Raw genomic sequence first — 25,271 nt, forward strand, 5'->3', positions numbered from 1 at the left:
GAAGATTTTAGTCGGGATTATTTTTTTGTTTTTGATAATGTCTTTCAATTAGATTATTCAAAACTTCCTGCAGTTCAATATTTTCTTCGACAAGCATTACTAAGAGATGATAAATTAAATCTGATATTTCATTTATAATTTCATTTCTGTCCTTATTCTTTGCAGCAATAATTGTTTCAACAGCTTCTTCGCCAACTTTTTGAATTATTCTGTTCAAACCGCTCTGGAATAATTTAGTGGTATAAGAACCTTCCGGTAATTTTTCTTTTCTTTCTTTAATTAATTCGAAAAGATATTCAAGAAATTTTGTATTTAATTTTTCATTGCCAAAACATGAATAATTTCCAAGATGGCATGTTGGTCCATCAGGCTTAGCAATTATTAAAAGTGTATCATTATCGCAATCTGTTTTGATATCAATTAAATGCAAATAATTTTTTGATGTTTCTCCTTTAGTCCATAATGTTTTTCTTGTTCTGCTATAAAATGTTACAAGTTTTGTATCAATAGTTTTTTCAAGAGCTTCCTGATTCATATATCCAAGCATTAAAACCTGACCGGTAAAATTATCTACAACAATTGCAGGAACAAGTCCAGAATTCTTTGAGAAATCAATCGAGTTTATTTCTATCATAATCTTATATTTATATTATTTTCTTTAAGATAATTTTTTAGTTCATTAATTCTTAATTCTCCATAGTGAAATAAACCTGCAGCGAGACATGCATCAACATTTGCAATTTTAAATGCATCAAGAAAATGTTCTTTTGACCCTGCACCTCCGCTTGCAATTACAGGAATTGTAACTGAATCTACTACTTTTTTCAAAAACTCTATATCATATCCTTTGCGAGTTCCATCATGGTCCATCGAAGTCAATAAAATTTCTCCTGCTCCAAGTTCATTAACTCTCTTACACCATTGAAACCCTTCAAGCTGAGTTTCTTCTTTCCCACCTTTGATGAAAACTTTTTTAATTCCATTTACAACTTTAACATCAATTGCCGCAACAACAGCCTGCGAACCAAATTGTTTGGCAGCTTGAGTAATTAAATCTGGATTTCTTACAATTGATGAGTTGAGAGATACTTTATCAGCTCCTGCTTTTAATAATTCTTCAATATCTTTTAGAGAAGAAATTCCTCCACCGACAGTAAAAGGGATTCTCAAAACTTTTGCAACATCACGCACAAGTCCAATCAAAGTTTTCCTTTTTTCTTCTGTTGCAGTAATATCAAGAAACACAAGTTCATCTGCCCCTTCTTCATAATATCTTTGTGATAACTCAACTGCTGAACCTGCATCTTTCAAATTAACAAAATTGACTCCTTTGACAACTCTACCATCTTTCACATCAAGACACGGTATTATACGCTTAGCTACCAATTTTTATTAAATCCCCCAGTTTAATTTTATTTTCATAAATTGCTTTGCCTACAATTACTGCATATAAGTTTATGTTTGAGAGTATTAAAATATCGTGTAAAGAACCAATTCCACCAGAAGCAATTAAATTTATATCCGGGAATTGATTCAAAATTTTTTCATACAATTCTTTATTTGACCCGCTAAGTGTTCCATCACGACTTATATCTGTGCATAAAAATGTATTTATTCCTCGTTCAAAACAATATTGAATATGTTCGTAAATTGAGATGCCGCTATGTTGCGTCCATCCTTTAATAAGAATTTTTTCTTTATTTGAATCTATTGCAACAATAAATCTTTCTTTGCCAAACTTATCAATAATTTTTTCAAATTCTGTTTTATCAGTAATAGAAAGAGAACCAATAATTATTTTATCTACGCCAGCGCTTATCAATTGATTGACCTGTTCAACATTTCTTATTCCTCCGCCAAATTCAATTTTCAATTTTGTATTTTCTTTTATCTGTTGAATAATTGGAAGAATGCTAATTTTTCCATCAATAGAAGCTGCAAGGTCAACTATGTGAACCCATTTGAAACCTGCAGAATTATATCTTTCAGCAACTTTTAATGGTGTTGTATCATAGTAAGTTGCTTGATTAAAATCTCCCTTCGTGAGTCTAGCAACTTTATTGTTCAATATGTCAATAGCTGGTATGATTAACATTTTTCAATAAAATTCTTTAATACTTTTAATCCATTGCTTCCAGATTTTTCAGGGTGAAATTGAATACCATAAAAATTATCTTTTTCACAGGCAGCTGAGAAGTCAATATCATAATTTGATTTTGCAACTGTAAAATCATTTAATGGGACATAAAATGAATGAGCAAAATAAAAATATGAGTTGTTTTCTATTCCATCAAATAACTTGCTTTCTTTAATCACTTCAACTTTGTTCCAGCCCATATGTGGCACTTTAACTTTGGATGCATCAAACATTTCTGTGGTAGTATTTATTATTCCCAGGCAACTTACATTTCCTTCTTTTGATTTATCACATAATACTTGCATACCAAGACAAATTCCAAGCAAAGGTTTTTTAATTATTCGAAGCATTGTAAATAAATTTAGAAGATGCAATTTTTTTACAGCAAAAGATGCTTCACCAACTCCTGGAAAAATAATTTTTTCACATTTCAGCAAATCACTTTCTTTATTTGTTACAATGAAATCTGTTGTTATGTCGCTCAATGCATTAACTACAGATTGAATGTTACCAGCTCCATAATCAATTACAGCAATCATAATTTCCCTTTTGTTGATGGCAATAATCCTTTTGCTCTTGGGTCAATTCTGCAAGCTTCATTTAATGCTTTTGCAAACGCCTTAAATATCGATTCAATTTTATGATGGTCATTTTTTCCTTCTGCTTTAATATAAATATTTGCCATTAATCCAATTGTAAGACCGCGGAAAAATTCTTCTGTTAATTCTGTCGGAAACTCTCCAACTTTTTCTCTTTGAAATTTGCAATTAAAATTGAGAAAATTCCTCCCGCTTAGGTCAATTGCACATACTGCAACTGAATCATCCATTGGCAGCATAAATCCAAATCTTTTGATACCTTTTTTATCACCGAGTGCTTTTCTTAATGCTTCTCCCAGAGCAATTCCAGTATCTTCAATTGTATGATGTTCATCAATATTCAAATCTCCTTTTACCTCAACAGTTAAATTCAAATTTGCATGACGGGCAATTTGTTCAATCATATGATTGAAGAATCCAATTCCAGTTTCTATTTCAGCTTTTCCTTCGCCATCAAGTTCAAGTTTAATTGTGATATCTGTTTCTTTTGTTTTCCTTTTTATCTCGGCAGAACGCAAGTTCTTAATTATTCTATCGACCGCCTCTTCAATATTTTTTATTTTGTTTTTAGAAATTACAATTTTGTTATCGGAAGATTTTCCTTTAATTCTAATTTCAAGATAGTCACTGTTCTTTTTCGCAGGATTAATTTTAATTCCTTCCAGTTTTAAAATGTCCAAAACTGTTCTATCAATTTTATCTTTATCAGCAAAGATTTGAAATGAATATTCTGATAATTTTTTTAATGAACTAATTAGTCCCTTTGCTAATTTGTTTGACGGATTAAAAAGTTCTGAATCAATTAAAATATTTTTCATAATATCTCATTAAGCTTTTCAAGAAATAAATTATTTTCTTCAGGTGTTCCGATTGTAACTCTTAGATAACCGGCAAAATTAAATTGATTGCTTCTATCGCGAATAATAATTCTATTTTTTTCGAGATAATTATAAACTTCTTTTGGATTTTCTACCTTAAAAGAAATAAAATTTGAATCAGAGTGCAACACATTTAATATTTTTTTATTTGATTTTAATGAAGAATATACTCTTTCTCTTTCCTTTAAAATCATTCTTATGTATTCATTTCTTTTATCAATGTTTTGAAGAGCAAGTGTTACTGCTTCGGCTGTAAGTTTACTAATATTATAGGGTAATTTTATTTTGAAAAATATATTAATAATTTCTTTTGAAGCAGCACAAAAACCACAACGAACACCAGCCATTCCCCAGGCTTTTGAAAATGTTCTCATTACAATCAAATTAGGGAATTCAAGTGTATATTTAATCAGACCTTCATTCTGAGCAAAGTCAATGTAAGCTTCGTCAACAAGTACAATGATGTTTAATTTTTTTGTCAACTCAAGAATTTTTTCTTTATCAAGCAAATTTGCAGTGGGATTATTAGGCGAACATAAAAATAGAATTTTTGTTCTTTCATTTACTGCTTTTTCAATTGCATTAATGTCAATGTTAAAATCATTTGTCAATGGAACATTAATAACTTCTACCTGATTTATATCGCATGCAACTTTATACATACCGTAAGTTGGTTCGCAAACAATTGCGTTATCAATTGAAGGCTGGCAAAAAATTCTTATAGCTAAATCAATTATTTCATCTGAACCTACACCAAAGAATAAATTTTCAACAGGAATATTTAAAAACTTGCTTACACCTTCTCTCATTATCTTTTGATATGGGTCCGGATAACGATTAACACCCCAAAAATCTTCTTCAGGTAAAACTGTTCCAAAACTATTTTCATTTGCATCAAGAAGAATTCCTTCAGAATGCGACTGGCGAGCAGAAGTATAAGGTTTTAGTTCCAAAATATTTTTTCTTACTAATTTTTCTATGTTCATTTATTTAACCTAATTTTTATTGCATTTGCATGAGCTTGCAGTTCTTCAACCTCTGCAAGAGTAATTACTGTTTGAGCAATTTTCTTTAGTCCATCTTTAGATAATTTTTGAAATGTAATAGACTTCATAAATGATTCTACATTAACTCCACCATACGACTTTGCATATCCATATGTTGGCAATGAATGATTAGTTCCAGATGCATAATCACCAGCACTTTCTGGTGAATAATTTCCAATAAAAACAGAACCTGCATTAACTATTTTATTTATTAATTTATTTGGATTCTGGACTGCCAATATCAAATGTTCCGGTGCATATCTATTGCTAATTTCAATTGCTTCTTCAAGATTTTGAACCAAAATGATTCTTGAATTATTAAGAGATTTCTCTGCAACTAATTTTCGAGGCAATAACTGAAGTTGATTTTTCAATTCAATTAATACCTGTTCTGCTAAATCTTTACTTGTCGTAACTAAAATTACCTGAGAATCTTCACCATGTTCAGCTTGTGATAATAAGTCAGCTGCAACAAAAGAACTCTCTGCAGAATCATCTGCAATTATCAAAACTTCACTTGGACCTGCAGGCATATCGATTGCACAGCCATCAGGGTCAATGCTTACAAGTGTTTTAGCTGCTGTTACAAATTGATTTCCGGGACCAAAAATTTTATCTACTTTCTTTACATCCTCGATTCCATAAGCCATCATTGCAATTGCATGAGCACCGCCTATTCTATAAAATTCATCTACTTCACAAATTCTTGCTGCAAATGCCAAAGCAGGATTAATTTCATTTTTAACTGGAGAGCAAACAACTACTCGTTTACAATTAGCTATTTTTGCAGGTATTCCCAGCATCAACATTGTCGAAACTAAAACTGCACTACCACCCGGAACATATAAACCAACATTTTCAATCGGAACAGATTTACGCCAGCATTTTATGCCCTGCATTGTTTCAATCTCATATTCATTTTTCTTCTGCTTTTCATGAAATTTAAAAATATTATCTGCAGCAGTGATTATTGCTTTACGAACATCGCGTGATAATTTTCTTTCGACTTTTGATAATTCATTCCTGTCAATAAGAATATTTTCGTCTCTTAAGCCATCAAATTTTTTTGCATATTTTATTACTGCACTTCTTCCTTTATTCTTTACATTTTGAATTATTGGTCGAATTTGTTCATAAATCTCTGCTGTCTTAATAGCAGGACGACTTAATAATTTTTCAATCTGTTTTACATTAAGATTTTTGTAATCAACAATTTTCATAATATCATATTTTCAATTGGTAAAATTAAAATTCCTGAAGCGCCAGCACTTTTTAGTTTTTGATAAATCTCCCAAAATTGTTCTGCAGGTATTACTGCATGAACTGCAACCATTGTAGGATCAGCTAAAGGAAGAATAGTTGGACTTTTAAGTGAAGGGATTATTTTTTCAATTTCTTCGAGTGAAGACTTAGGGGCATTCATCATTAAGTATTTTGATGTTTTTGCAGTTAAAGCTGAATCTATTCTAACCAATAAATTATTCAACAATAAACTTTTGTTATCATCATTATCAATAAATTTGTTCTTAATCAAAACTGCTTCAGAAGAAAAAACATCAAATGATTTTTTAAGCTTATTCAGCTTAAGAGTATTTCCTGTTGAAACAAGGTCACAAATTACATCTGCTACTCCAAGTGATGGTGCAATTTCTACTGAACCACTAATCTCGACAATTGTTGCTTTAATATTATTTTCATCAAGAAATTTTTTTAAAAGATTTGGATAAGAAGTAGCAATTCTTTTCCCATTGAGTTCGGATATGTTGTTGAGCGTTTTATTTTCTGGAATAGCTAAAGATAAATTACATTTGCCATAACCTAATTTTCGAATTACATCAACTTCTACATTTCTTTCATATAAAACATCTTCACCAACAATCCCAATATCTGCAACTCCATCACTTACATATTCTGGAATATCATCATCACGCAAGAATAAAATATCAAGTTCAAAATTACGTGTTGTAATTATTAACCTTTCTGAATAATCTTCAATATCAAGTCCGCAGTTACGCAGAAGTTGAAGTGATTTCTCGGTTAATCTTCCTCTTTTTTGTAAAGCTAATTTTAAATTTCCATTTAACATATTTCACTCCATATAACAAAAAACCCCGACATGCGCCGGGGTCTTATTGAAAATTTATTATTTAATTTATAGTATACCGGCGCTTCTCTCAGGAAGTAGATGATAATGGTGGATATGATGATATACTAAATTTTTCATAAGTCTTGTAAATTTTTGTTGTAAATTTAGAAAACTTTAATAAAGAAACAAAAATATTTTTTAGGAATTATAAATGCTCTGTTATTTTACATCTGACTTACACGGTCATAAATCAAGGTATGAAAAATTATTTAACTTAATTATTCAAGAACCACCTCATATTTTATTTTTGACAGGTGATATACTTTCTCATCATTCCACTCAAAATTTTTTAATGGATTACATAGTTCCAAATCTAAAAAGAATAAAAAATTTTCTATCAGAAAGATATCCACAGATATATTTAATTCTTGGGAATAATGATGAAAGAATTTATGAAGAAATCATTGAAAATATTAGCAAAGAAAATTTATGGAATTATATTCATTTTAAGAAAATAAAATTAGATAATTACAAAATCTATGGTTACAATTATTCTCCACCTACACCATTTTTATTAAAAGATTGGGAAAAGTATGACATTAATTATGAAATTAAAAAAGGTTGTATACCGCCTGAGATGGGTAAACGAACAGTCGAAATTTCTGATGAAGAAAAATTATCTACAATTCAAAATGATTTAGAAAAGTTAGCAAATATTGAAAATCATTCTAATTCAATATTTTTATTTCACGCTCCTCCTTATAAAACAAATTTAGACAGAATTGGCAGTAGTATTGTGTTGGATTCTCATGTAGGCAGTAAAGCTATTAGAAAATTTATTGAACAAAAGCAGCCATATTTAACATTGCATGGTCATATTCACGAATCAACAAGAATAACTGGTAAATGGAAAGATAGAATAGGCAGAACAATAAGTTTTAATGGAGCTCATGATGGAGAAGAATTATCGATTATAAAATTTCATATTGATAATTTAGAGAATGCAGAACGAATTTTAATTTGACCTAGATTTTAATTTCAATGGATGAGCAGCTTCAGTCAATGCGCTGATTTTTAATGCATAACTTGTTTTATTCTCAATATCATCATCCGTTATATAATGAACATCCAGTAATCCTTGAGTTTTTATACCAGTTCGTAAATAATTAATTTCACTCAAACATAAAGACCATCCTTCAAACCATAATTCGAGTTCATATTTTTTGCATTTTTCTTTATCTATATGAACAATTAAATCTATATCACTCGCTGGACCAGAAACAGCATCTTTGGTACTGCCAAATATATAAATACCTTTAACACCAAATCTTTCACCATCAAGTTCAGAAGCAATTTTTTCAGCCATTTTCATTCTCCAGCGCCAGTGGTCGCTTGGATGAAAATTCACACTTTCTTTAATTTCTTTTTCAATTTGAATATCCATAGATGGAGTAACAAACATTGCAATTGCTTCATCATATTCAGCATTCATCAATACACGTAAAACCATCCCACCAGTAGATTTTACTACATCAATCACTCTTATAGTGTCTTGCAGGTAATAGTATTCAGGTAAAAGATTTTCGAAAATATTTTCTGATTGAGTCAAAAATTCTTCATTGAATATAATCCCATCATCATCAGGATAAAGTGGAAGATATTTAATATTCGATTCAACTAAATCCTGGAAAAAATGAGTTCCAAAAGAAACTTCCGGGACATAATTCCCTTTTTTGCGTGCAATTTCAATTAACATTGCAGTATTGTTAATATCGGAATAAGTTACACTAACGCCTAATTTAATATCACCACGACTACCCCATCTGCCAGGTCCCATTAAAATAAATTTTCTCTTGGGTAATAGTTTATTTAGTCTGCTTACTGCTCTGCCAACTTGAATCAATTTATTTCTTTCAGAAATTTCATTGTATTTTATTGGGTCTACATAAACAATGTGAGTAATCTCAGGAACTCTTCCGTTTGACACAAATTTTTTAGCTGTAAAAAGAATTTTATCAACAGGAACATCTTTGGGAATTATATCAATAGCAGTTTCTCTTGAACGACTTTGCGGTCTACATTGAAGTAAATAAAAATCCTTGCTGTCACAAGCAAATTCCACATCAACTGGTGTTTTCATTTTTGACTGAAGAGTTTTTAGAATCATATCAATTTTTTTGAGAAAATCTGTTTTCAAAAATAATCCATCAAATGTAACAATGTATTCTTTTGATGGGTCCTCAAATTCAAAAGTCATAGGTTGACGTATTATGTTCCCTTGTAGAACTGAAAAAACTAATTCAAAAGAAGGAAAAATATTATTTGTTTCTTCAAGAAATTTTTTAATCGATATTGTTTCAAACTCGTTTGTTTTCAAATTAATCACATCAATATGCTTAGGAGAATATCTTAACATTTCTTCTGGCGAAACATTTACTCTTAAATTTGGTTGAGCTGGAGAAATAAGAATTGGATAATCATCACTTAATCTATCTACTGCACGAGTACCCAAGCCTGGAACCAGGCGAACCAAACCATCTTCTCTTTTAATTCTTGGAGACCATCTAAATTCATTCAAGCTGAAAGCAACGCCGGCAAATGAAGGCAGAAAATAATTTCCCACTCTTGTACCTACAACTTCTTGAATCATTATGCCCATTTCTTCGTGAAAATCCAGTAATCCTCTTTCTGCTCTATATTCAATTGGGTCAGGTCCAAATGTGGAAGCATAAACTTCTGCAATCGCATCCATAAGCGAAGCAAGTCTTTGCTGCTTTGTTCCCTGATTTGCAAGAAACAAACTTTTATATTTCCCAGAGAATGTGGCATCCATCTGATCTTCAAGTAAACTTGAACTTCTCACAATTAAAGGTCTATCACCAAAATCATCTAAAGCAACTGATAATCCTTTTACTATATCAGGAGGAAATTCAGAATTTTTAAAGAGTTGAACGATATGAGGATATTCAATTCTTACCTCATCAATTTCCTTATATTTTTGTTCAAGAACCTCTTCTAAGTTATTATATTGCATAAAATTAAGAATGCCATCCGAAGCTATATACCATGTTTTAGGAACTTTTATATTTTTCAATAAGTCATTGTTTTCAGCTTCTTTTTGTAGAATATGAGATGCTATAAATAAGCCTGCACTCTTACCACCAAGTTTGCCGTGACTTCCTGGCGGGAAGATCATCTTATCAATTAACTTATAAAAATCTGTTAATTTAACATACTCTTTGGCAATTGAAATAAAATTAAGCTGGTCAGTAAAAAATCGACGGAGCAAGGACACACGCAAGCCTTTAATAGTAGACGGTGGCAATTCAAATTTTTCTGGAGCTAAATGATAATATTTGCGCAAAGCATCTGCTATTTCTGTTAAAGAAGTATCCTGATTATCAACAACTTTAATCAATGCACTTGATTTATCTTCCTGAATCCATTTTTGAATTTTATTAAGTATAACTTCATCAGGTAAATTATCATCAGCTAATCTCTGAATGGTTTCAACATATTCGTCATAATTAATAATCTTTTCAACTTTGCTTGGTTTATTTTCATCCTGTGTATCACTATCATTATATCCAACTCTAATCCTTCTTGGTATATTTGAATGTTTCATTAATAATTCTGCTTCTTCAATCCCTTTCCAGCACAAAAGATTAAGAAGTTTTCTCATTAAACTCATAAAAAGATTAGGATCAGTCTTTCGTATCATATCTAAAACAATTTTCCATTCTCCTCTAATTGTTTTACCTATATCTTTTCTTGCATTTTGTAATTCCTCAAAAACACTTTTTAATTTTTGGTGAAGTATAAAATGACCCAATCTTTCAGCAATTGTATTAAGTAATCTTTTTTCCTCTTTTAGGAAAGGACTACCTTCAACCATTGGTACTTCTTTAGTATAATAAACAAGTATTTGCCCTACAACTTTTTCCTGGACTATAATATCAGTACTAATTACCCATGGCGTTTCTTCAAATTCAGAAGTTTGATAAACAATATCACCATACACTAATTTAGCTTTACAATATTCAGAATATTGAAATCCTGCTGGAATTGCATCAAGCACTGTAAGAAAAGCTTGGCGCAAAGATATTTCGGAACGATTAAGATTATCCTCTATTGTATATAAACAATTTAGTTCTTTTGTTCTTTCTTGAAGTTGCAGAATAAGATTATCATCCGGCTTATGTCCATTTAACATTTCTTAATGATTCCTTTCCCTGTTTTTCCATCTACTTTTACTAAAATACTTTTTTTTAGTTTAACATGAGAAACAAAATTTTTCTCTTCTACAATCTCCTGAACCTTTAGCCAGTCCCAATCTATTTTGTATTTACCTTTGTAATTTATTGAAAAATAGAACACATTGAAACTCAATAAATTATGAAAAAAGTGAGAACCTTGACTTAACTCTACATCGATATTAAGTAATGTGGATTCAACAATTATACTTGCCCCAGAAATTTGACTCCATATAACAGGTATACCAAGCCAAGGGTCACTGCTGCCCCACCTCCCAAAACCAATTAATAAATAAGGCAAATTATTCTTAACAAGTTTTTTATTGATAATCTCGATTTCTTTAGCTATTTGAGTTGTATATTTTTTATCAAAACTATCAGGTTTCACATAAACAATATCAAAAATATTTTCTTTAATCCCGTTACCCAAAACACATTCTGAAGCTATTAAAATATCATCGCTCATCATTTCATCATCTTTAATTTCTACAACCTCATTAGAAATTGCAATTGGTCGTATCTGTAAGAATCCCAAATCCATTTTACATATCTTTGGATTTAGTGTGCAGGCAAATTCAATTTCTACTGGTGAGTTGTAAGCATCCTGGCATATTTTTAATAATTCTTTTATTAAATCATTAAAACGAAATTCGTTAAAGTATAACAACGGTGTAAAATTAATAATCCTTGGTCCCTTAGTTTCTGTTCCAATTATAATTTTATCTTCTGAGTAACTATAAGTTGATGCAATCAATTTTAGAGTACTGTCATACTCTGCATCTTTTAAATTGCATTTAATAAGGAATTCTGTTTCTCTAACCGGATTGTAATGAATAATAGTACTCAAGTTTACTGCCCAAAAATCAGTTTGAGTGAGTTTTAATAATTCATGTGGGCTGCCAAAGACAAATGAAGACTTTGGATAAGCTGGAGAATAGGACCATGTTATACCCCCATCAACAATTGTTTTACCTAAACCAAGGGCTAAATTAACAATGCCATCTTCAGGTTTAGTTTTACCAATGGAATAAAAATTATACGAACGTGCAACTCCAGAAAAATTCGGATAATATCTTGTATCATATTTATGACCTACAACTTCCTGAATAATAACAGCCATCTTTTCTTCTTCTATATTATGAGTTGATATTCTAAAATAATCTTTTGAAACTTTGAAATAAGTGGATGCATAAACAAACTTAATTGCTTCAATTAATTTTTGGAAACGAACATCTGTACTTTGTTGGTTATTAGGTATCATCTTGGTTGCATAAACTCCAGCGAATGGTTCAAATTTAGCATCTTCCAACAAGCCAGAAGAACGAACTGCTAAAGGCGTTTTTATTTTGTCAATGAAGTAGTATAAATCACCCAGATATTCTACAGGAAAATCAGCTTTTAAAAAACGGTCCAATATTCTTACATCTGATTTTTCATTTAATGCATAATCATATAAATTATTGCGGGACATAAACAGTTCAAAAACTTTTGTGCGCAAAACAATCATTCTCGGAACTGAAATGACAATATCAGGGAATTTAGAAATATTAATTTCTTTACGAATAATTTCTTCAATAAAAATTAATCCACCGGCTTTCCCTCCAAATGAACCTTCCCCAATAAAGAAGTGAGTTTTTTGAGGTTCTAATAATCTTCTATCAAATTGTTCAATAATATTTTCATTCATCAGAATTTTTGAAATAATTTCTTGAGAATAAAATAAAGCCAAGAATTGAAAAAATTCAATCCTTGGCTAAACTTAAAATAAATATTAAATTATACCCAGCCTCTATCTTTACAAGCTTGAGCCACACGGCTAACAGAAATAATATAGGCTGCATCACGCATGTAGAGATTTTTCTTTTTTGCGAGTTCACTAACAGCCAAATAAGCTGATGTCATTTTTACATCAAGTTTACCTAGTACTTCATCTCTTTCCCAATAATAGTTCATATTTGACTGAACCTGTTCAAAATAACTGCATGTTACACCACCTGCATTAGCTAAAAAATCAGGTATTAAGAAAATTCCTCTTTCCTGAATTACTTTGTCTGCATCTGGTGTTGTAGGTCCATTTGCACCTTCAACGATTATTTTAACCTTCTTGCTAATTTTAGTGACATTATCTGCGTGAATCTGGTTTTCAAGAGCAGCTGGCAATAAAATATCAACTTCTTGTTCAATCCATTCCTCCCCACTTAAAACCTCATAACCAATTTCTTTAGCTTTATTTTTATCTATTCCACCAAATCTATCAGTAATTTTTAACAGCTCATCTTTATCAATTCCACTCATCTTTCTAAAAGTATAAGCACATTGGTCTTGTTCATCCCAGCTTGCGACTGCAATTACTTTACCGCCTAATTGTTGATAAAGTTCTATTGCATACTGAGCAACATTGCCAAAGCCTTGAACTGACATAGTTGTATCTTCAATTTTAATACCCATTTCTTTTAGTGCTTCTCTTAAAGTGAAAATAACACCATAACCAGTGGCCTCTGTTCTACCTAATGAACCTCCCATGCCTACAGGTTTGCCAGTAATAAATCCAGGATATTTACCGCCGTAGATAGTTTCATATTCATCAAGCATCCAGAGCATGTGCTGAGCGTTGGTCATTACATCAGGAGCTGGGACATCGTTAACAGGTCCAACATTTTTAGCCATTTGACGAACCCAGCCTCTGCAAATCTGTTCTTGTTCTTTCATACTCAAATGATGTGGATCGCATATAACTCCACCTTTTCCACCACCAAGCGGAATGTTTACAACAGCACATTTCCAAGTCATCCACATTGCAAGTGCTCTTACTGTATCAATTGTTTCATGAGGATGGAATCGAATACCACCTTTTGATGGTCCCCTTGCATCATTGTGCTGAACTCTAAATCCTCTAAATATTTTTGTTGTTCCATCATCCATTTTAACAGGTATGCTAAAATGATATTCCCTTAAAGGATATCTTAATAACTGACGAGTAGCTTCATCTAAATTTAACATGTCTGCTACTTTGTCAAATTGTGCTTGTGCCATTTCGAATGGATTGAATTCTTTTGACTTCATAAATTCCTCAAAATTTTTTATTGAATTTTTAAGTCATCAACACATATTATTTGTAATTAATGACTTAACTTATTTTTCTTATGAACGAAAAATAGAGAGAGAATATCATAAAGCAAAATAAATAAAAACTTAATTACACACAGAATGATTTCTTAATTTTAGCATGTTACAAAAAATCATTTAAGAAAATTATGCTATTAAATTTTATTTCTTAATTATTATTGATAATTTTTAGAAATACCTAACTTTCTCAAATAGTAAAATATTTTTTTAAAAAATGATATTTACAGACATCATAACTCAATTTAAGTAAAATTAAAGTTTGGATTTTTTCTGAACGAATTCTATCTTGTAGTTAAATAATCTCCTGTATATAAAACTTTGGAGAAATAATATGAAAAGAGCTTTACTGATAATATTTTGTGTTTATTTTTCACTTTATCTGAAAGCACAAAACTTACAATACCCCGTAACAAAAAAAATAAATCATATAGATGAATATCATGGAGTAAAAATTGCAGACCCTTATCGCTGGCTTGAAGATTTAAATTCTGAAGAGACAAAACAATGGATTGAAGCTCAAAACAAATTAACAAACAATTACTTATCAAATATTCCATACAGAAATAAAATTAAAAAACGATTAACAGAATTATGGAACTATGAAAGATACAGTACTCCCTTTAAAGTTGGGGACTATTATGTGTATTCAAAAAATGATGGATTGCAAGAACAAAATGTTTATTACATACAAAAAGGAATTAATGGAGAACCCGAAGTTTTAATTGACCCAAACAAACTTTCACAGGATGGTTCTGTTTCACTAGCAGGAATCTTTTTTTCTAATGACAATAAATATTTAAGTTATGGAATATCAAGAGGAGGTTCTGATTGGCGCGAGTTTTATATAATGGAGGTCTCTACAAAAAAATTATTTGAGGATAAAATTTTATGGTCAAAATTCTCAGGTAATGCATGGTATAAAGACGGTTTCTTTTATGCTAAATATGATGAACCAAAATCTGGTGAAGAATTAAAACAATCCAATCAATTTCAGAAAATCTTTTATCATAAGGTTGGCACTCCTCAGACTCAGGATGAATTAATTATTGAAGACAAAGAAAATCCCAAAAGACTATTTGGTGTAAATGTTACTGATGATGAAAAATATTTAATAATTTCTGTTTCAGAAGGGTCGTCATCTTACAATTTATTATGGTATAAAAATCTTTCTGCTAATTCTTCAATAATAAAATTAATTGACAACTTCGAAGCTGAATATAATTTTATCGACAATATTGATGACAAATTTTTAGTACTTACAAATTATCAAGCTCCAAATAATAAACTGATTTTAATTGACCTTAAAAATCCTTCTAAAGAAAACTGGAAAACTATAATCCCTGAATCAAAAAATGTTATTCAAAATGTTTCTCGGATTGGAGGGAAATTAATTGTTACATACTTACAGGATGCAAGCAGTAAAGTTTCAGTTTACACTGAAAGCGGTAATTATCTTTACGATGTTAAATTGCCCACATTAGGAACCGTCTTCGGCTTTTCAGGGAAAAATAAAGATACAGAAACTTTCTATACATTTACATCTTTCACATATCCTCCAACAATTTACAGATACGATGTTAAAAACAATAAATCAACTTTATTTAAAAAGTCTAACATAAAATTTAATATGGAGGACTATGAGACGAAGCAAATATTTTATAAAAGCAAAGATGGTACAAAAATCCCGCTATTCATTGTTCACAGAAAAGGATTACAATTAAATGGAAATAATCCCACATTACTTTATGCTTATGGAGGTTTTAATATTTCGCAGCAACCAACTTTTTCAATTCCAAGAATTCCACTTTTAGAAAATAATTTTGTATTTGCTTTAGCATGTTTACGCGGTGGAAATGAATATGGTGAAGAATGGCACAAAGCTGGGATGTTAAACAATAAGCAAAATGTATTCGATGATTTTATTGCAGCAGCAGAATGGTTAATTAAGAATAAATATACTTTACCTGATAAACTTGCTATTCAAGGAGCTTCGAATGGAGGTTTATTAATTGGAGCAGTAATTAATCAAAAGCCTGAATTATTCAAAGTTGCTTTTCCAATGGTTGGTGTAATGGATATGCTGCGTTTTCATAAATTCACCATAGGTTGGGCCTGGGTTTCAGAATATGGTTCAAGTGATAATCCAGAACAATTCGAATATCTATTAAAATATTCTCCACTTCACAACATTAAAAATTCTGAATATCCTGCTACACTTGTTACAACTGCTGATCACGATGACCGTGTATTCCCTGCTCATTCATTTAAGTATATTGCAACTCTTCAAGAAAAAAATACTGGTAAAAATCCAACATTAATTCGCATTGAAACTAAAGTGGGACACGGTGCAGGTACAAGCACATCAAAATCAATTGAACTCTATACAGATTTATGGTCATTTATGTTTTTCAATCTTGGTATAAATCCAAATTATTAATTTAATTTTTCCCCATTATGAAAATTTATACTATGAGGAAAAGAAAAATTAAAAAGATAATAATCAGTATCGTTGGAGGTATATTATTAATAATTGGTATCATCATGATTATTGTGCCAGGTCCTGCTTATTTGATTATTCCTGCAGGTCTGGGAATACTTGGAACAGAATATCAGTGGGCAAAACAAATGCATGAAAAAGTAAAAAAGATTTTAAAAAAAATTTTTAGTAAGTAAAAATCATCATCATTAACTTCAAACGAAAGTCTTTGTATTGCTACCGTAAAAACCACTTTGAATGATACTTTTATTATTTACGAAACTTTTTCATTGAGATTTTAGTTTTTATAATCAAACAAACTGAAAAAATCAATATGAGAAATATTATTTTATTAATTACTTGTGGACTGTTAATTTCTACAAAAATTTCATCACAGAATTATGGTGAAATTAAAGGATATGTAGTAGAAGCTAATACACAATTACCATTACCTTTAGCAAATGTAATAATTTTAGAGACTAATATTGGAGCTTCTACCGATTTAGAAGGAAAATTCACAATCAAAAATGTACCTCCGAATATATATAGAATTAAGGCATCAATAATAGGTTACAAATCTGTTATTAAAACTGATATTATAGTTAAACCCAATTCAACAACTCAAGTTAATTTTGAACTTGCTCCTGAAACGATAGAACTTGATAATATAATTGTTCAGGCAAATTATTTTGACAAAAATATAATTGAACCTGTAAGCCTGCGAAAACTATCTAATGAAGAATTGAGAAGAAGTCCTGGAGGTTTTGAAGATGTTATCAGAGCTTTATCTGTATTACCAGGAATTTCTCAAGCAGATGCAGGACGAAACGATTTAATAGTTCGTGGAGGAGCCCCATCTGAAAATCTTTATGTTGTTAATGGTTTTGAAATTCCTAATATCAATCATTTTGGGACTCAGGGTTCTACAGGAGGACCTATAAGTTACATCAATCTTGATTTCGTCAATGAAGTAAATTTTTCTACTGGTGGATTTTCAGTAATGTATGGAGATAAAATATCATCTACCCTTAACATAAATTTACGCGAAGGAAATGACAGCAGAATAAAAGGAAAAGCAACTATTTCAGCATCTATGTTTGGATTAAACATTGAAGGACCAATAAATAAAAATTCATCTTTTATTGTTTCTGCAAGAAGAAGTTATTTAGATTTTATTTTCAAAGCTGCTGGATTTTCTTTCGTACCCGAATATTATGATTTATTAACAAAAGTGGATTATAAAATTGATAATATTAACACAATCAACTTCTTATTCATAGGAGCATTTGATAAAGTAAAATTTTTCAACGATGACAAAGAAAAAATAATAAATAATTCGAGAATATTAGGGAGTAATCAAAATCAATATATTGCAGGATTATCATATCGTAGAGTTTTCAGCAATGGTTATATGAATTTGAAGTATTATAGAAATTTTACTGACTTTGATTACGTCCAGAAAGATTCATTACTACAACCTCTATTTAAAAATATTTCCAGAGAAGAAGAAAATAATTTTCAGCTTGATGTTGTTCATAAATTTTCAAAAAAAATTGAAATGAATTTTGGTGCTGCAATCAAATTAATAGAATTTAATAGTGACATATATTTCCCATCATTCAAAACTACTTTTGGTGAAATATTGCCTTCATTATCTCTTAATGAAAAAAATAATTTTCTAAAGAATGGTTCATACATCAATTTTAATTTTTTATTAACTCCAAAAATCCTAACCAATCTTGGTTTAAGATATGACTATTTCAATGGCATTAACAAAAAAAATTATATTAGTCCGAGATTTTCAGCATCATATTCATTAAATGAAATGTTCAGCTTTAATTTTAGTGCAGGAATTTATAGACAATTACCATCTTATATCTGGCTGATATCAAACAATCAAAATAAAAATTTAACTGCGATTAAAACCAATCAGTATGTATTTGGTATTAATTATTTATTTAGGAATGATGCAGAATTAAAAATCGAAACTTTTCTTAAAAATTATTCAAACTATCCAGCAAGTTTAATCAGACAATATCTTGTTTTAGCAAATACAGGTGCGGGTTTTTCAGGGAGTGATGATAATTTTTCCTCTTTTGGACTTGACCCTTTAATTAGTGCTGGTGAAGGGAATGTAAAAGGATTAGAATTATCAATTCAGAAAAAAATTTCCGACATACCTTTATATGGGATTTTAAGTTTAACTTATTCGAAATCGGACTTCATTGCATTAGATAGAATTAAAAGAAGCAGCAGTTATGATCAGAATTGGATTTTCAATATTGCTGGCGGATATAGATTTAATATGTTCTGGGAATTAAGTATGAAATTCCGATATGCTTCAGGAAGGCCATATACACCATTTGATGATAATGGTCTGCAGAATGTTAATCAATATAATTCAAGAAGATTAAAATCTTTTCATTCTCTCGATGTGAGAGTAGACAAAAGATGGTTAATTAATAGTTGGACACTAATTACTTATATTGATATTCAGAATATATATAACAGAAGAAATTTAAGCGGCATTAGATGGGACCAAAAAACAAAAACTATCGACGAAACAACGTCAATTGGTATATTGCCATCAATCGGGATTTCACTTGAATTCTAAACTAACTTCTTAAGCACAAAAGAGAATTCACTTCCTTTGCCTAATTTACTCTTTACTTCCACTTTTGAATTATGAGCTTCCACAATGTGCTTTACTATAGCCAAGCCAAGTCCTGTTCCTCCCATATCTCTTGAACGATTTTTATCAACTCTGTAAAATCTTTCAAAAATTCGATTTAAATCTTTCTCGTCAATTCCAATTCCCGTATCCCTAACAAATATTCTTGCATCCTTCTCGTATTCATCAACTCCAACTTCAATTTTGCCGGTTTCAGTATATTTTATTGCATTAGTAATTAAATTATTCATTACCTGTTTTAATCTTTCTTTATCACCAAAAATTTCAAGACTTTTATTTATTGGCAATAATACTAAATCAAGATTTTTCTTTTCAGCATAAGGTTTCATTTCATTTATTATGTTTTCAAGGAATGGAGCAACTTGAAAATACCTCAAACTCATTTTCATTTGTTTTGATTCAATCATAGAAATATCAATTAAATCATTCAACAAATTATTAAGATTAATAACGTGTTGATTAGCCTTTTGTAAAAATGTTCTATTAACTTTTTTATCATCAATAGCACCGTCAAGTAAAGTTTCAATATATCCCTGTATTGCAAAAATTGGAGTTCTTAATTCATGAGAAACATTACCCAAAAATTCTGTTCTTGTGCGTTCTAATTTTTTTAAATGATTTATATCATTCTTAACTTTTAAAAACATCTTACGAATTTCATCTTCAAGGTCTGCTAAATTTTTTGGTAAATGAATTTCTTCTGAAGATGAATATTTATTTTTTCTTATATAATTAATTGTTCTGGTTATAATATCAATTTCTAATTCTCTTTTTTTTGCCAAGTATAATATCAAAATAAATATAAATAAGAATGTAAAAATAGAGATGAAAACAATTTGTGAAATATTAAGGTTGGAAATAAAAAGAATTAATAAAAACAAGAAATAAAAAATTATTAAAGGGATTAAATAATCAGTTGAACGAAATATAAAATGACTAATTTTTTTATATATTCTTGAATCTATAACCAACTCCTTTAATTGTTTCTATTAAATCTGCATGTTTACCCAATTTCTCTCTTATTTTTCTAATATGAACATCAATTGTTCTTTCAACTACAATTATATCGTTGCCCCATATATCTGATAAAATTTTTTCTCTGTCAAATACTTTTCCTGGATTTGAAGCAAGATAAGCAAGCAATTCAAATTCTTTTCTTGGTAGCACAACTTTTTTATTATCAACAAATACAGTATATTCATCCTTGTTAATTTTCAGTGGACCAATATTTATCTCATTTTCACCAATCTTATCTTTTTCACTGATTTCCGTTTTTCTAAGATTCGATTTTATTCTTGCAATTAATTTCTTAGGAGAAATAGGTTTTTGAATATAATCATCAGCTCCAATGTTTAAACCGTGTATTTCGTCGATTTCAGAAGATTTAGCTGTCAAAAATATAATAGGAGTGTGTTTATGATTTTTGCTGCTTCTAATTCTCTTGCAAGTTTCGTAACCATCGAGCTTTGGCATCATAATATCCAGAACAATTAAATCAGGATTCTCAGAAAGTTTTGAAAGTGCTTCAATTCCATTACAAGCTGAAATTACTTCAAAGCCTTCGGCTTCGAGATTATATTGAAGAAATTCGATAATATCCTTTTCGTCGTCTACTAAAAGTATCTTTGCCATAATTATATTTTTATTTCTTTTCCTGTTTTTGCTGATTTATAAATTGCTTCAAGCATTTTCATTCTAATCAATGACTCTTCACTTGATGATATCGGCTGAATATTTTCTCGGACAGTTGCAATAAAATGTTTCAACTCATTTTCATAAGACTTTCTAAACAGATTCGATATATTTGTTTTTGATGGAGTATAATCAATATGTGTTGATTCAATTCTTTTATAAACTCTAAGCGGATTTAAATGTGCTGTCCCCTTTGTACCATGAACAACCATACTAAAGCTATCAGTTTCTGAATATAGTTCCCAGCTTACTTCAAAAGTTATTACTTGCTCATTTTCAAATCGAATAAATCCAATTGCTGATTCTTCAATATCCTTCAAAGTATGATTAAATGTTTGAACTGAGACAGATTCAATTTTATCGTTATCAAACATCCACAAAGCTAAATCGAGTAGTACAATCCCAAGGTCAATAACAACTCCGCCACCTGAATGCTTTTTATTTATAAACCATTTTTGTGCACTGCTTTTTTTTCTTAACCAACTGCATTTTATATAAAAAAGTTCTCCTAGTTCTCCGCTGTTTATTATGCTTTTCATTAACATAGCATCGGGTCTAAATCTCAGGTTCGTTCCTACCATTGCAATTTTTTTATGTTTTCTAGCAGCGTTATTAATCTCTTTAGCTTCTTCATAATTAATTGCTATTGGTTTTTCAATTAGAACATTAATATTTGACTTCAAACAATGAAGTGCAATTTCAGTATGTGTAGATGTTGGAGTTGCAATTATAACAGCATCAAGATTTTCATTCGCTGTCATCTCTTTATAATCTTGATATTTTTTTGCAGATGGATATTTTTCACCTATAGTTTTCAATCTATTTTTATTTATTTCACATAAAGCTGCAAGTTCTGCATTTTCGAGCTTAGATAAAATTGGCAGATGCACTAGTTGTGCAATACTGCCCAGGCCAATAATTCCTAATTTTACTTTTTCCATCAAGCTACAATTCCATTTTTAATTGCTTTTTTATTGATAAATTTTAATACCTGGTTTGCAATTCCATTCGGATCAATACCAAGCTGGTTATGTAATTGTTGCTGTGTCCCATGTTCAATAAATTTATCGGGTAATCCAATTCTTAAAATATCATTTTTATAATTTTTTTCTGCAAAATATTCAAGTACACCTGAACCAAATCCTCCTATTAAAGTATTTTCTTCAAGTGTAACAATTTTATCGAAACGATTTGCAACATCATCAAGCTTATTTTTATCAAGTGGTTTAATAAATCTCATGTTTATTATTTCAGAATTTATTCCATGTTCACTTAAAATTTGTGAGGCTTTTTTAGCATATTCAACCATAACACCCACAGCCAGAAATACAACATCATTACCAAGTTGAATAGTTTCACTTTGACCAATTTCTAATTCTTCGAATTCATCTTTTATTGTTACTCCAAGTGCATTCCCTCGAGGATATCGCAAGGCAATTGGACCTTTTTTATAATTAATTGCTGTAAACAACATATTTCTTAATTCAGCCTCATCTTTAGGAGCCATTATAACCATGTTCGGAATTAATCGCAGGTAAGACAAATCAAAAGCTCCATGATGAGTTGGTCCATCAGCGCCTACTAATCCAGCTCTATCCAGCACAAATACAACATGAAGATTTTGTAATGCAACATCGTGAATAATCTGGTCAAAAGCTCTTTGGAGAAAAGTAGAATAAATAGCAACTACAGGTATAATGCCTTGAGTAGCCAAACCTGCTGCAAATGTAACTGCATGTTCTTCTGCAATTCCTACATCAAAATATCTTTCAGGAAATTCTTTCTGTAAATAATCTAACCCTGTTCCATCAGGCATTGCTGCAGTTATACCAACAACATCAGAATTTTTTCTTGCAATATCAACAAGTGTTTTACCAAATATTTCTGTATAAGATGGAGTTGTAATAGATTTCTTAATTACTTCACCAGTAATTTTATCAAAAGGGATTGCTGCATGTAATCGTTGATTATGTTTTTCTGCAGGTGCATATCCTTTCCCTTTTTCTGTAATAACATGAACAAGGATTGGTCCTTTTAGATTTTTTACATGTTCAAATATTTTTATTAATTGAGAAATATTGTGCCCATTAATTGGTCCAAAATATCTAAATCCAAGTGCTTCGAACAACATTCCAGGTGTTACAATAGCTTTTATTCCATGTTCAATTCTTACAGCAGCTTTTCTTATCCTGTCTCCAAATTGGTCAAGTTTTCCGGTCAAATCCCAGATAGCTCCTTTTAATTTATTGAATTCAGGATGAGAAATTACTTCTGTAAAATAATTAGAAATCTGCCATTTATTTGGAGCTATCGACATTTGATTATCGTTGAGAACAACAATTAAATCACTTTTAATCAATCCAGAATTATTCATAGCTTCGTAAGCCATTCCGCCTGTCATTGCTCCATCACCAATTACAGCAACAACTTTTCTGTCTGTCTTTAAAATATCCCTTGCAACTGCAATACCCAAAGCTGCAGAAATTGAAGTTGAAGCATGTCCAGCACCAAATGCATCGTATTCACTTTCGCTTCGTTTTAGAAACCCACTTATTCCATTTAATTGTCTTATTGTTTTTAATAAATCTCTTCTTCCAGTAATAATTTTATGAGGATAAGCCTGATGACCTGTATCCCATACAATCTGGTCGTAAGGTGTATTAAATACTTTATGTAATGCAACTGTTAATTCAACTGCTCCTAATCCCCCGCCAAAATGACCACCAATTTGAGATATAATATCAATCATGTATTGTCTTATTTCATAACAAAGTAAATTTAATTCTTCGATAGAAAAATTTTTTATATCAGCAGGAGAATTAACATTAAAAAGAATTTTGTATTGAGCTTTATCAATCATAATTCATTTCCATTTTGAAAATTATTTTTTAAATCTGCTTCAAATTGTTTTTTAAGTTCGGTTACTTTTAGTTCTGCTTCTTTCAAAGTAGTATAGCAGAATTTTGCTAAATTTATTCCTTCTTCGTAAAGTTTAATTGATTCTTCAAGGCTAACTTCTCCTCTCTCAAGAATTTCCGAGATCTCTTGAAGTCTTTTCAATGATTCTTCGAATGAATTTTCTTTTTTCTTACTCATTTATTATTACTTCTCCATCATAAAATTTCAATTGGACTGGTTTGTGTAATGTTAATTCCTTTAATCTATGAATAATCTTTTCATTCTGTTTGACAATAGCAAATCCTCTCCTTAAAATATTTTCTACATTAAAAGATTGAACTTTGTTATTGAGCAATTCAAGTCTATTTTTTTCTGACTTTAGTTTATCATCAATTAAATACTGAAATTTAAAAACAGTACTGTCTAATAATTGAATTTTGTTTTTAATATTATCTTGTGGCAATCGGAAACCATAGGAAGAAATTAATTGATTAACCTCCAATTTATAGTTTTCAATAATTTCGAGCATATTTTCTGTGAAATAATAGGAAAATTCATTTATAAAGGCAAAAAGTTCATCAATATTTGGAGTTGCAAGTTCCATAGCTGCGGAAGGAGTAGGAGCTCTTAAATCTGCCACAAAATCTGCAATTGTAAAATCTATTTCATGACCGACAGCACTAATAATTGGAATTCTTGAATTGAATATAGCACGAGCAACAATTTCTTCGTTAAAGGGCCATAAATCTTCAAGTGAACCTCCGCCGCGTCCAACAATAATTGTATCAATATCATTAAACTGATTGAGTAATTTTATGCTTTCTACAATTTCTTGAGCTGCACCTTCTCCCTGAACTCGGCAAGGTGCTATTACTAATTCTACAAGAGGATATCTTCTTGCAGCTATACTTTTCATATCCTGAAAAGCTGCACCATCAATTGCTGTTACAATACCAATTTTTTTAGGAAATCTTGGGATTGGCTTTTTATGTTCAATATCAAACAAACCTTCAGCGGCAAGTTTCTGTTTCAATTTTTCAAATGCTGCTTGAAGTTCACCAATTCCTGCCGGTTTCATGGAGCGAACATCAATCTGATAACTACCTCTTGGCGCATAAACAGTAATTCTTCCACTTACAATTACTTTCATTCCATCCTGTGGAGTAAAAAACACATAACTGTTTACTCCTCTCCACATAGCACAATTTATTTGAGCATTTGCATCTTTCAATGTAAAATACCAATGGCCTGAAACATGCGCTTTGAAATTAGAAATTTCACCTATTACATTTACTTCCGAATAACTTTCTTCGAGAGTAACTTTAATAAGATTTGTTATTTCACTAACCGATAAAATTGTTTCCTGCATTACAATAAATTTTTTATAA

Annotated in this window: 21 protein-coding genes; 4 read left to right on the forward strand and 17 right to left on the reverse strand. The window is 30.3% G+C overall.

Annotation, left to right across the window (positions count from 1 at the left end):
- Positions 1-7 precede the first annotated feature (7 nt).
- The 8 genes from hisIE to hisG are packed head-to-tail and all read right to left on the reverse strand — an operon-like array spanning position 8 to position 6,746.
- A complete protein-coding gene (gene hisIE, locus VJY32_RS02440) occupies positions 8-634 on the reverse strand; it encodes a bifunctional phosphoribosyl-AMP cyclohydrolase/phosphoribosyl-ATP diphosphatase HisIE (protein ID WP_353676284.1) in 627 nt (208 codons plus the stop codon).
- Positions 631-1,386, reverse strand: coding sequence for an imidazole glycerol phosphate synthase subunit HisF (hisF, locus tag VJY32_RS02445; protein ID WP_353676285.1), 756 nt, complete (start codon positions 1,384-1,386; stop codon positions 631-633). The genes hisIE and hisF overlap by 4 nt, the downstream gene beginning before the upstream one ends.
- Positions 1,376-2,095: a 1-(5-phosphoribosyl)-5-[(5-phosphoribosylamino)methylideneamino]imidazole-4-carboxamide isomerase gene (gene hisA / locus VJY32_RS02450; protein ID WP_353676286.1), complete on the reverse strand. Its 720-nt coding sequence runs from the start codon at positions 2,093-2,095 to the stop codon at positions 1,376-1,378. Before hisA ends, hisF begins: the two co-directional genes overlap by 11 nt.
- Positions 2,089-2,676 carry an imidazole glycerol phosphate synthase subunit HisH gene (hisH, locus tag VJY32_RS02455; protein WP_353676287.1) on the reverse strand — a complete coding sequence of 196 codons (588 nt, stop codon included), beginning with the start codon at positions 2,674-2,676 and terminating at the stop codon, positions 2,089-2,091. Before hisH ends, hisA begins: the two co-directional genes overlap by 7 nt.
- Positions 2,673-3,554: an imidazoleglycerol-phosphate dehydratase HisB gene (gene hisB / locus VJY32_RS02460; RefSeq protein WP_353676288.1), complete on the reverse strand. Its 882-nt coding sequence runs from the start codon at positions 3,552-3,554 to the stop codon at positions 2,673-2,675. Before hisB ends, hisH begins: the two co-directional genes overlap by 4 nt.
- Positions 3,551-4,600: a histidinol-phosphate transaminase gene (hisC, locus tag VJY32_RS02465; RefSeq protein ID WP_353676289.1), complete on the reverse strand. Its 1,050-nt coding sequence runs from the start codon at positions 4,598-4,600 to the stop codon at positions 3,551-3,553. Before hisC ends, hisB begins: the two co-directional genes overlap by 4 nt.
- Positions 4,597-5,880 carry a histidinol dehydrogenase gene (gene hisD, locus VJY32_RS02470; protein WP_353676290.1) on the reverse strand — a complete coding sequence of 428 codons (1,284 nt, stop codon included), beginning with the start codon at positions 5,878-5,880 and terminating at the stop codon, positions 4,597-4,599. The genes hisC and hisD overlap by 4 nt, the downstream gene beginning before the upstream one ends.
- Positions 5,877-6,746 (reverse strand): ATP phosphoribosyltransferase, encoded by an 870-nt coding sequence (gene hisG / locus VJY32_RS02475; RefSeq protein ID WP_353676291.1) that lies wholly within the window; start codon positions 6,744-6,746, stop codon positions 5,877-5,879. Before hisG ends, hisD begins: the two co-directional genes overlap by 4 nt.
- Before the next feature lie 211 nt (positions 6,747-6,957).
- Between hisG and VJY32_RS02480 the strand changes: the two genes are divergently transcribed.
- Positions 6,958-7,770: a metallophosphoesterase family protein gene (locus VJY32_RS02480; protein ID WP_353676292.1), complete on the forward strand. Its 813-nt coding sequence runs from the start codon at positions 6,958-6,960 to the stop codon at positions 7,768-7,770.
- On the opposite strand, the gene VJY32_RS02485 is transcribed toward VJY32_RS02480, so the two are convergent.
- The 3 genes from VJY32_RS02485 to VJY32_RS02495 all read right to left on the reverse strand — a co-directional run bounded on the left by VJY32_RS02485 (position 7,762) and on the right by VJY32_RS02495 (position 14,062).
- The gene (locus tag VJY32_RS02485; RefSeq protein WP_353676293.1) at positions 7,762-10,959 is read right to left on the reverse strand and encodes a PEP/pyruvate-binding domain-containing protein; all 3,198 of its coding nucleotides are present in this window, start codon (positions 10,957-10,959) and stop codon (positions 7,762-7,764) included. The two genes, VJY32_RS02480 and VJY32_RS02485, sit on opposite strands and share 9 nt — an antisense overlap.
- Positions 10,953-12,686, reverse strand: a complete 1,734-nt coding sequence (locus VJY32_RS02490) for a PEP/pyruvate-binding domain-containing protein (protein WP_353676294.1) — start codon at positions 12,684-12,686, stop codon at positions 10,953-10,955. Before VJY32_RS02490 ends, VJY32_RS02485 begins: the two co-directional genes overlap by 7 nt.
- 89 nt (positions 12,687-12,775) lie before the next feature.
- Positions 12,776-14,062, reverse strand: a complete 1,287-nt coding sequence (locus VJY32_RS02495) for a Glu/Leu/Phe/Val family dehydrogenase (protein WP_353676295.1) — start codon at positions 14,060-14,062, stop codon at positions 12,776-12,778.
- 394 nt (positions 14,063-14,456) lie between these two features.
- On the opposite strand from VJY32_RS02495, the gene VJY32_RS02500 reads away from it, so the two are divergent.
- From VJY32_RS02500 to VJY32_RS02510, 3 genes are all read left to right on the forward strand, one after another.
- Positions 14,457-16,562 (forward strand): prolyl oligopeptidase family serine peptidase, encoded by a 2,106-nt coding sequence (locus tag VJY32_RS02500; RefSeq protein ID WP_353676296.1) that lies wholly within the window; start codon positions 14,457-14,459, stop codon positions 16,560-16,562.
- Positions 16,563-16,594: 32 nt separating this feature from the next.
- Complete coding sequence (locus VJY32_RS02505) at positions 16,595-16,798, forward strand: PGPGW domain-containing protein (RefSeq protein ID WP_353676297.1); 204 nt, start codon at positions 16,595-16,597, stop codon at positions 16,796-16,798.
- Positions 16,799-16,935: 137 nt separating this feature from the next.
- Positions 16,936-19,215 carry a TonB-dependent receptor gene (locus VJY32_RS02510; RefSeq protein ID WP_353676298.1) on the forward strand — a complete coding sequence of 760 codons (2,280 nt, stop codon included), beginning with the start codon at positions 16,936-16,938 and terminating at the stop codon, positions 19,213-19,215.
- Here the strand turns inward: VJY32_RS02510 and VJY32_RS02515 are convergent.
- From VJY32_RS02515 to xseA, 6 genes are all read right to left on the reverse strand, one after another.
- Positions 19,212-20,075, reverse strand: coding sequence for a sensor histidine kinase (locus tag VJY32_RS02515; protein ID WP_353676299.1), 864 nt, complete (start codon positions 20,073-20,075; stop codon positions 19,212-19,214). The genes VJY32_RS02510 and VJY32_RS02515 overlap by 4 nt on opposite strands.
- 163 nt (positions 20,076-20,238) lie before the next feature.
- Positions 20,239-20,925: a response regulator transcription factor gene (locus tag VJY32_RS02520; protein WP_353676300.1), complete on the reverse strand. Its 687-nt coding sequence runs from the start codon at positions 20,923-20,925 to the stop codon at positions 20,239-20,241.
- Between the two features lie 2 nt (positions 20,926-20,927).
- Positions 20,928-21,926, reverse strand: a complete 999-nt coding sequence (locus VJY32_RS02525; protein ID WP_353676301.1) for a Gfo/Idh/MocA family protein — start codon at positions 21,924-21,926, stop codon at positions 20,928-20,930.
- Positions 21,926-23,845: a 1-deoxy-D-xylulose-5-phosphate synthase gene (gene dxs, locus VJY32_RS02530; protein ID WP_353676302.1), complete on the reverse strand. Its 1,920-nt coding sequence runs from the start codon at positions 23,843-23,845 to the stop codon at positions 21,926-21,928. Before dxs ends, VJY32_RS02525 begins: the two co-directional genes overlap by 1 nt.
- Complete coding sequence (locus VJY32_RS02535) at positions 23,842-24,081, reverse strand: exodeoxyribonuclease VII small subunit (RefSeq protein ID WP_353676303.1); 240 nt, start codon at positions 24,079-24,081, stop codon at positions 23,842-23,844. Before VJY32_RS02535 ends, dxs begins: the two co-directional genes overlap by 4 nt.
- Positions 24,074-25,252 carry an exodeoxyribonuclease VII large subunit gene (xseA, locus tag VJY32_RS02540; protein WP_353676304.1) on the reverse strand — a complete coding sequence of 393 codons (1,179 nt, stop codon included), beginning with the start codon at positions 25,250-25,252 and terminating at the stop codon, positions 24,074-24,076. Before xseA ends, VJY32_RS02535 begins: the two co-directional genes overlap by 8 nt.
- Positions 25,253-25,271 lie beyond the last annotated feature (19 nt).

Origin of the sequence: Rosettibacter primus, assembly GCF_036860675.1 — a bacterium.
Classification (GTDB): Bacteria; Bacteroidota; Ignavibacteria; order Ignavibacteriales; family Melioribacteraceae; genus Rosettibacter; species Rosettibacter primus.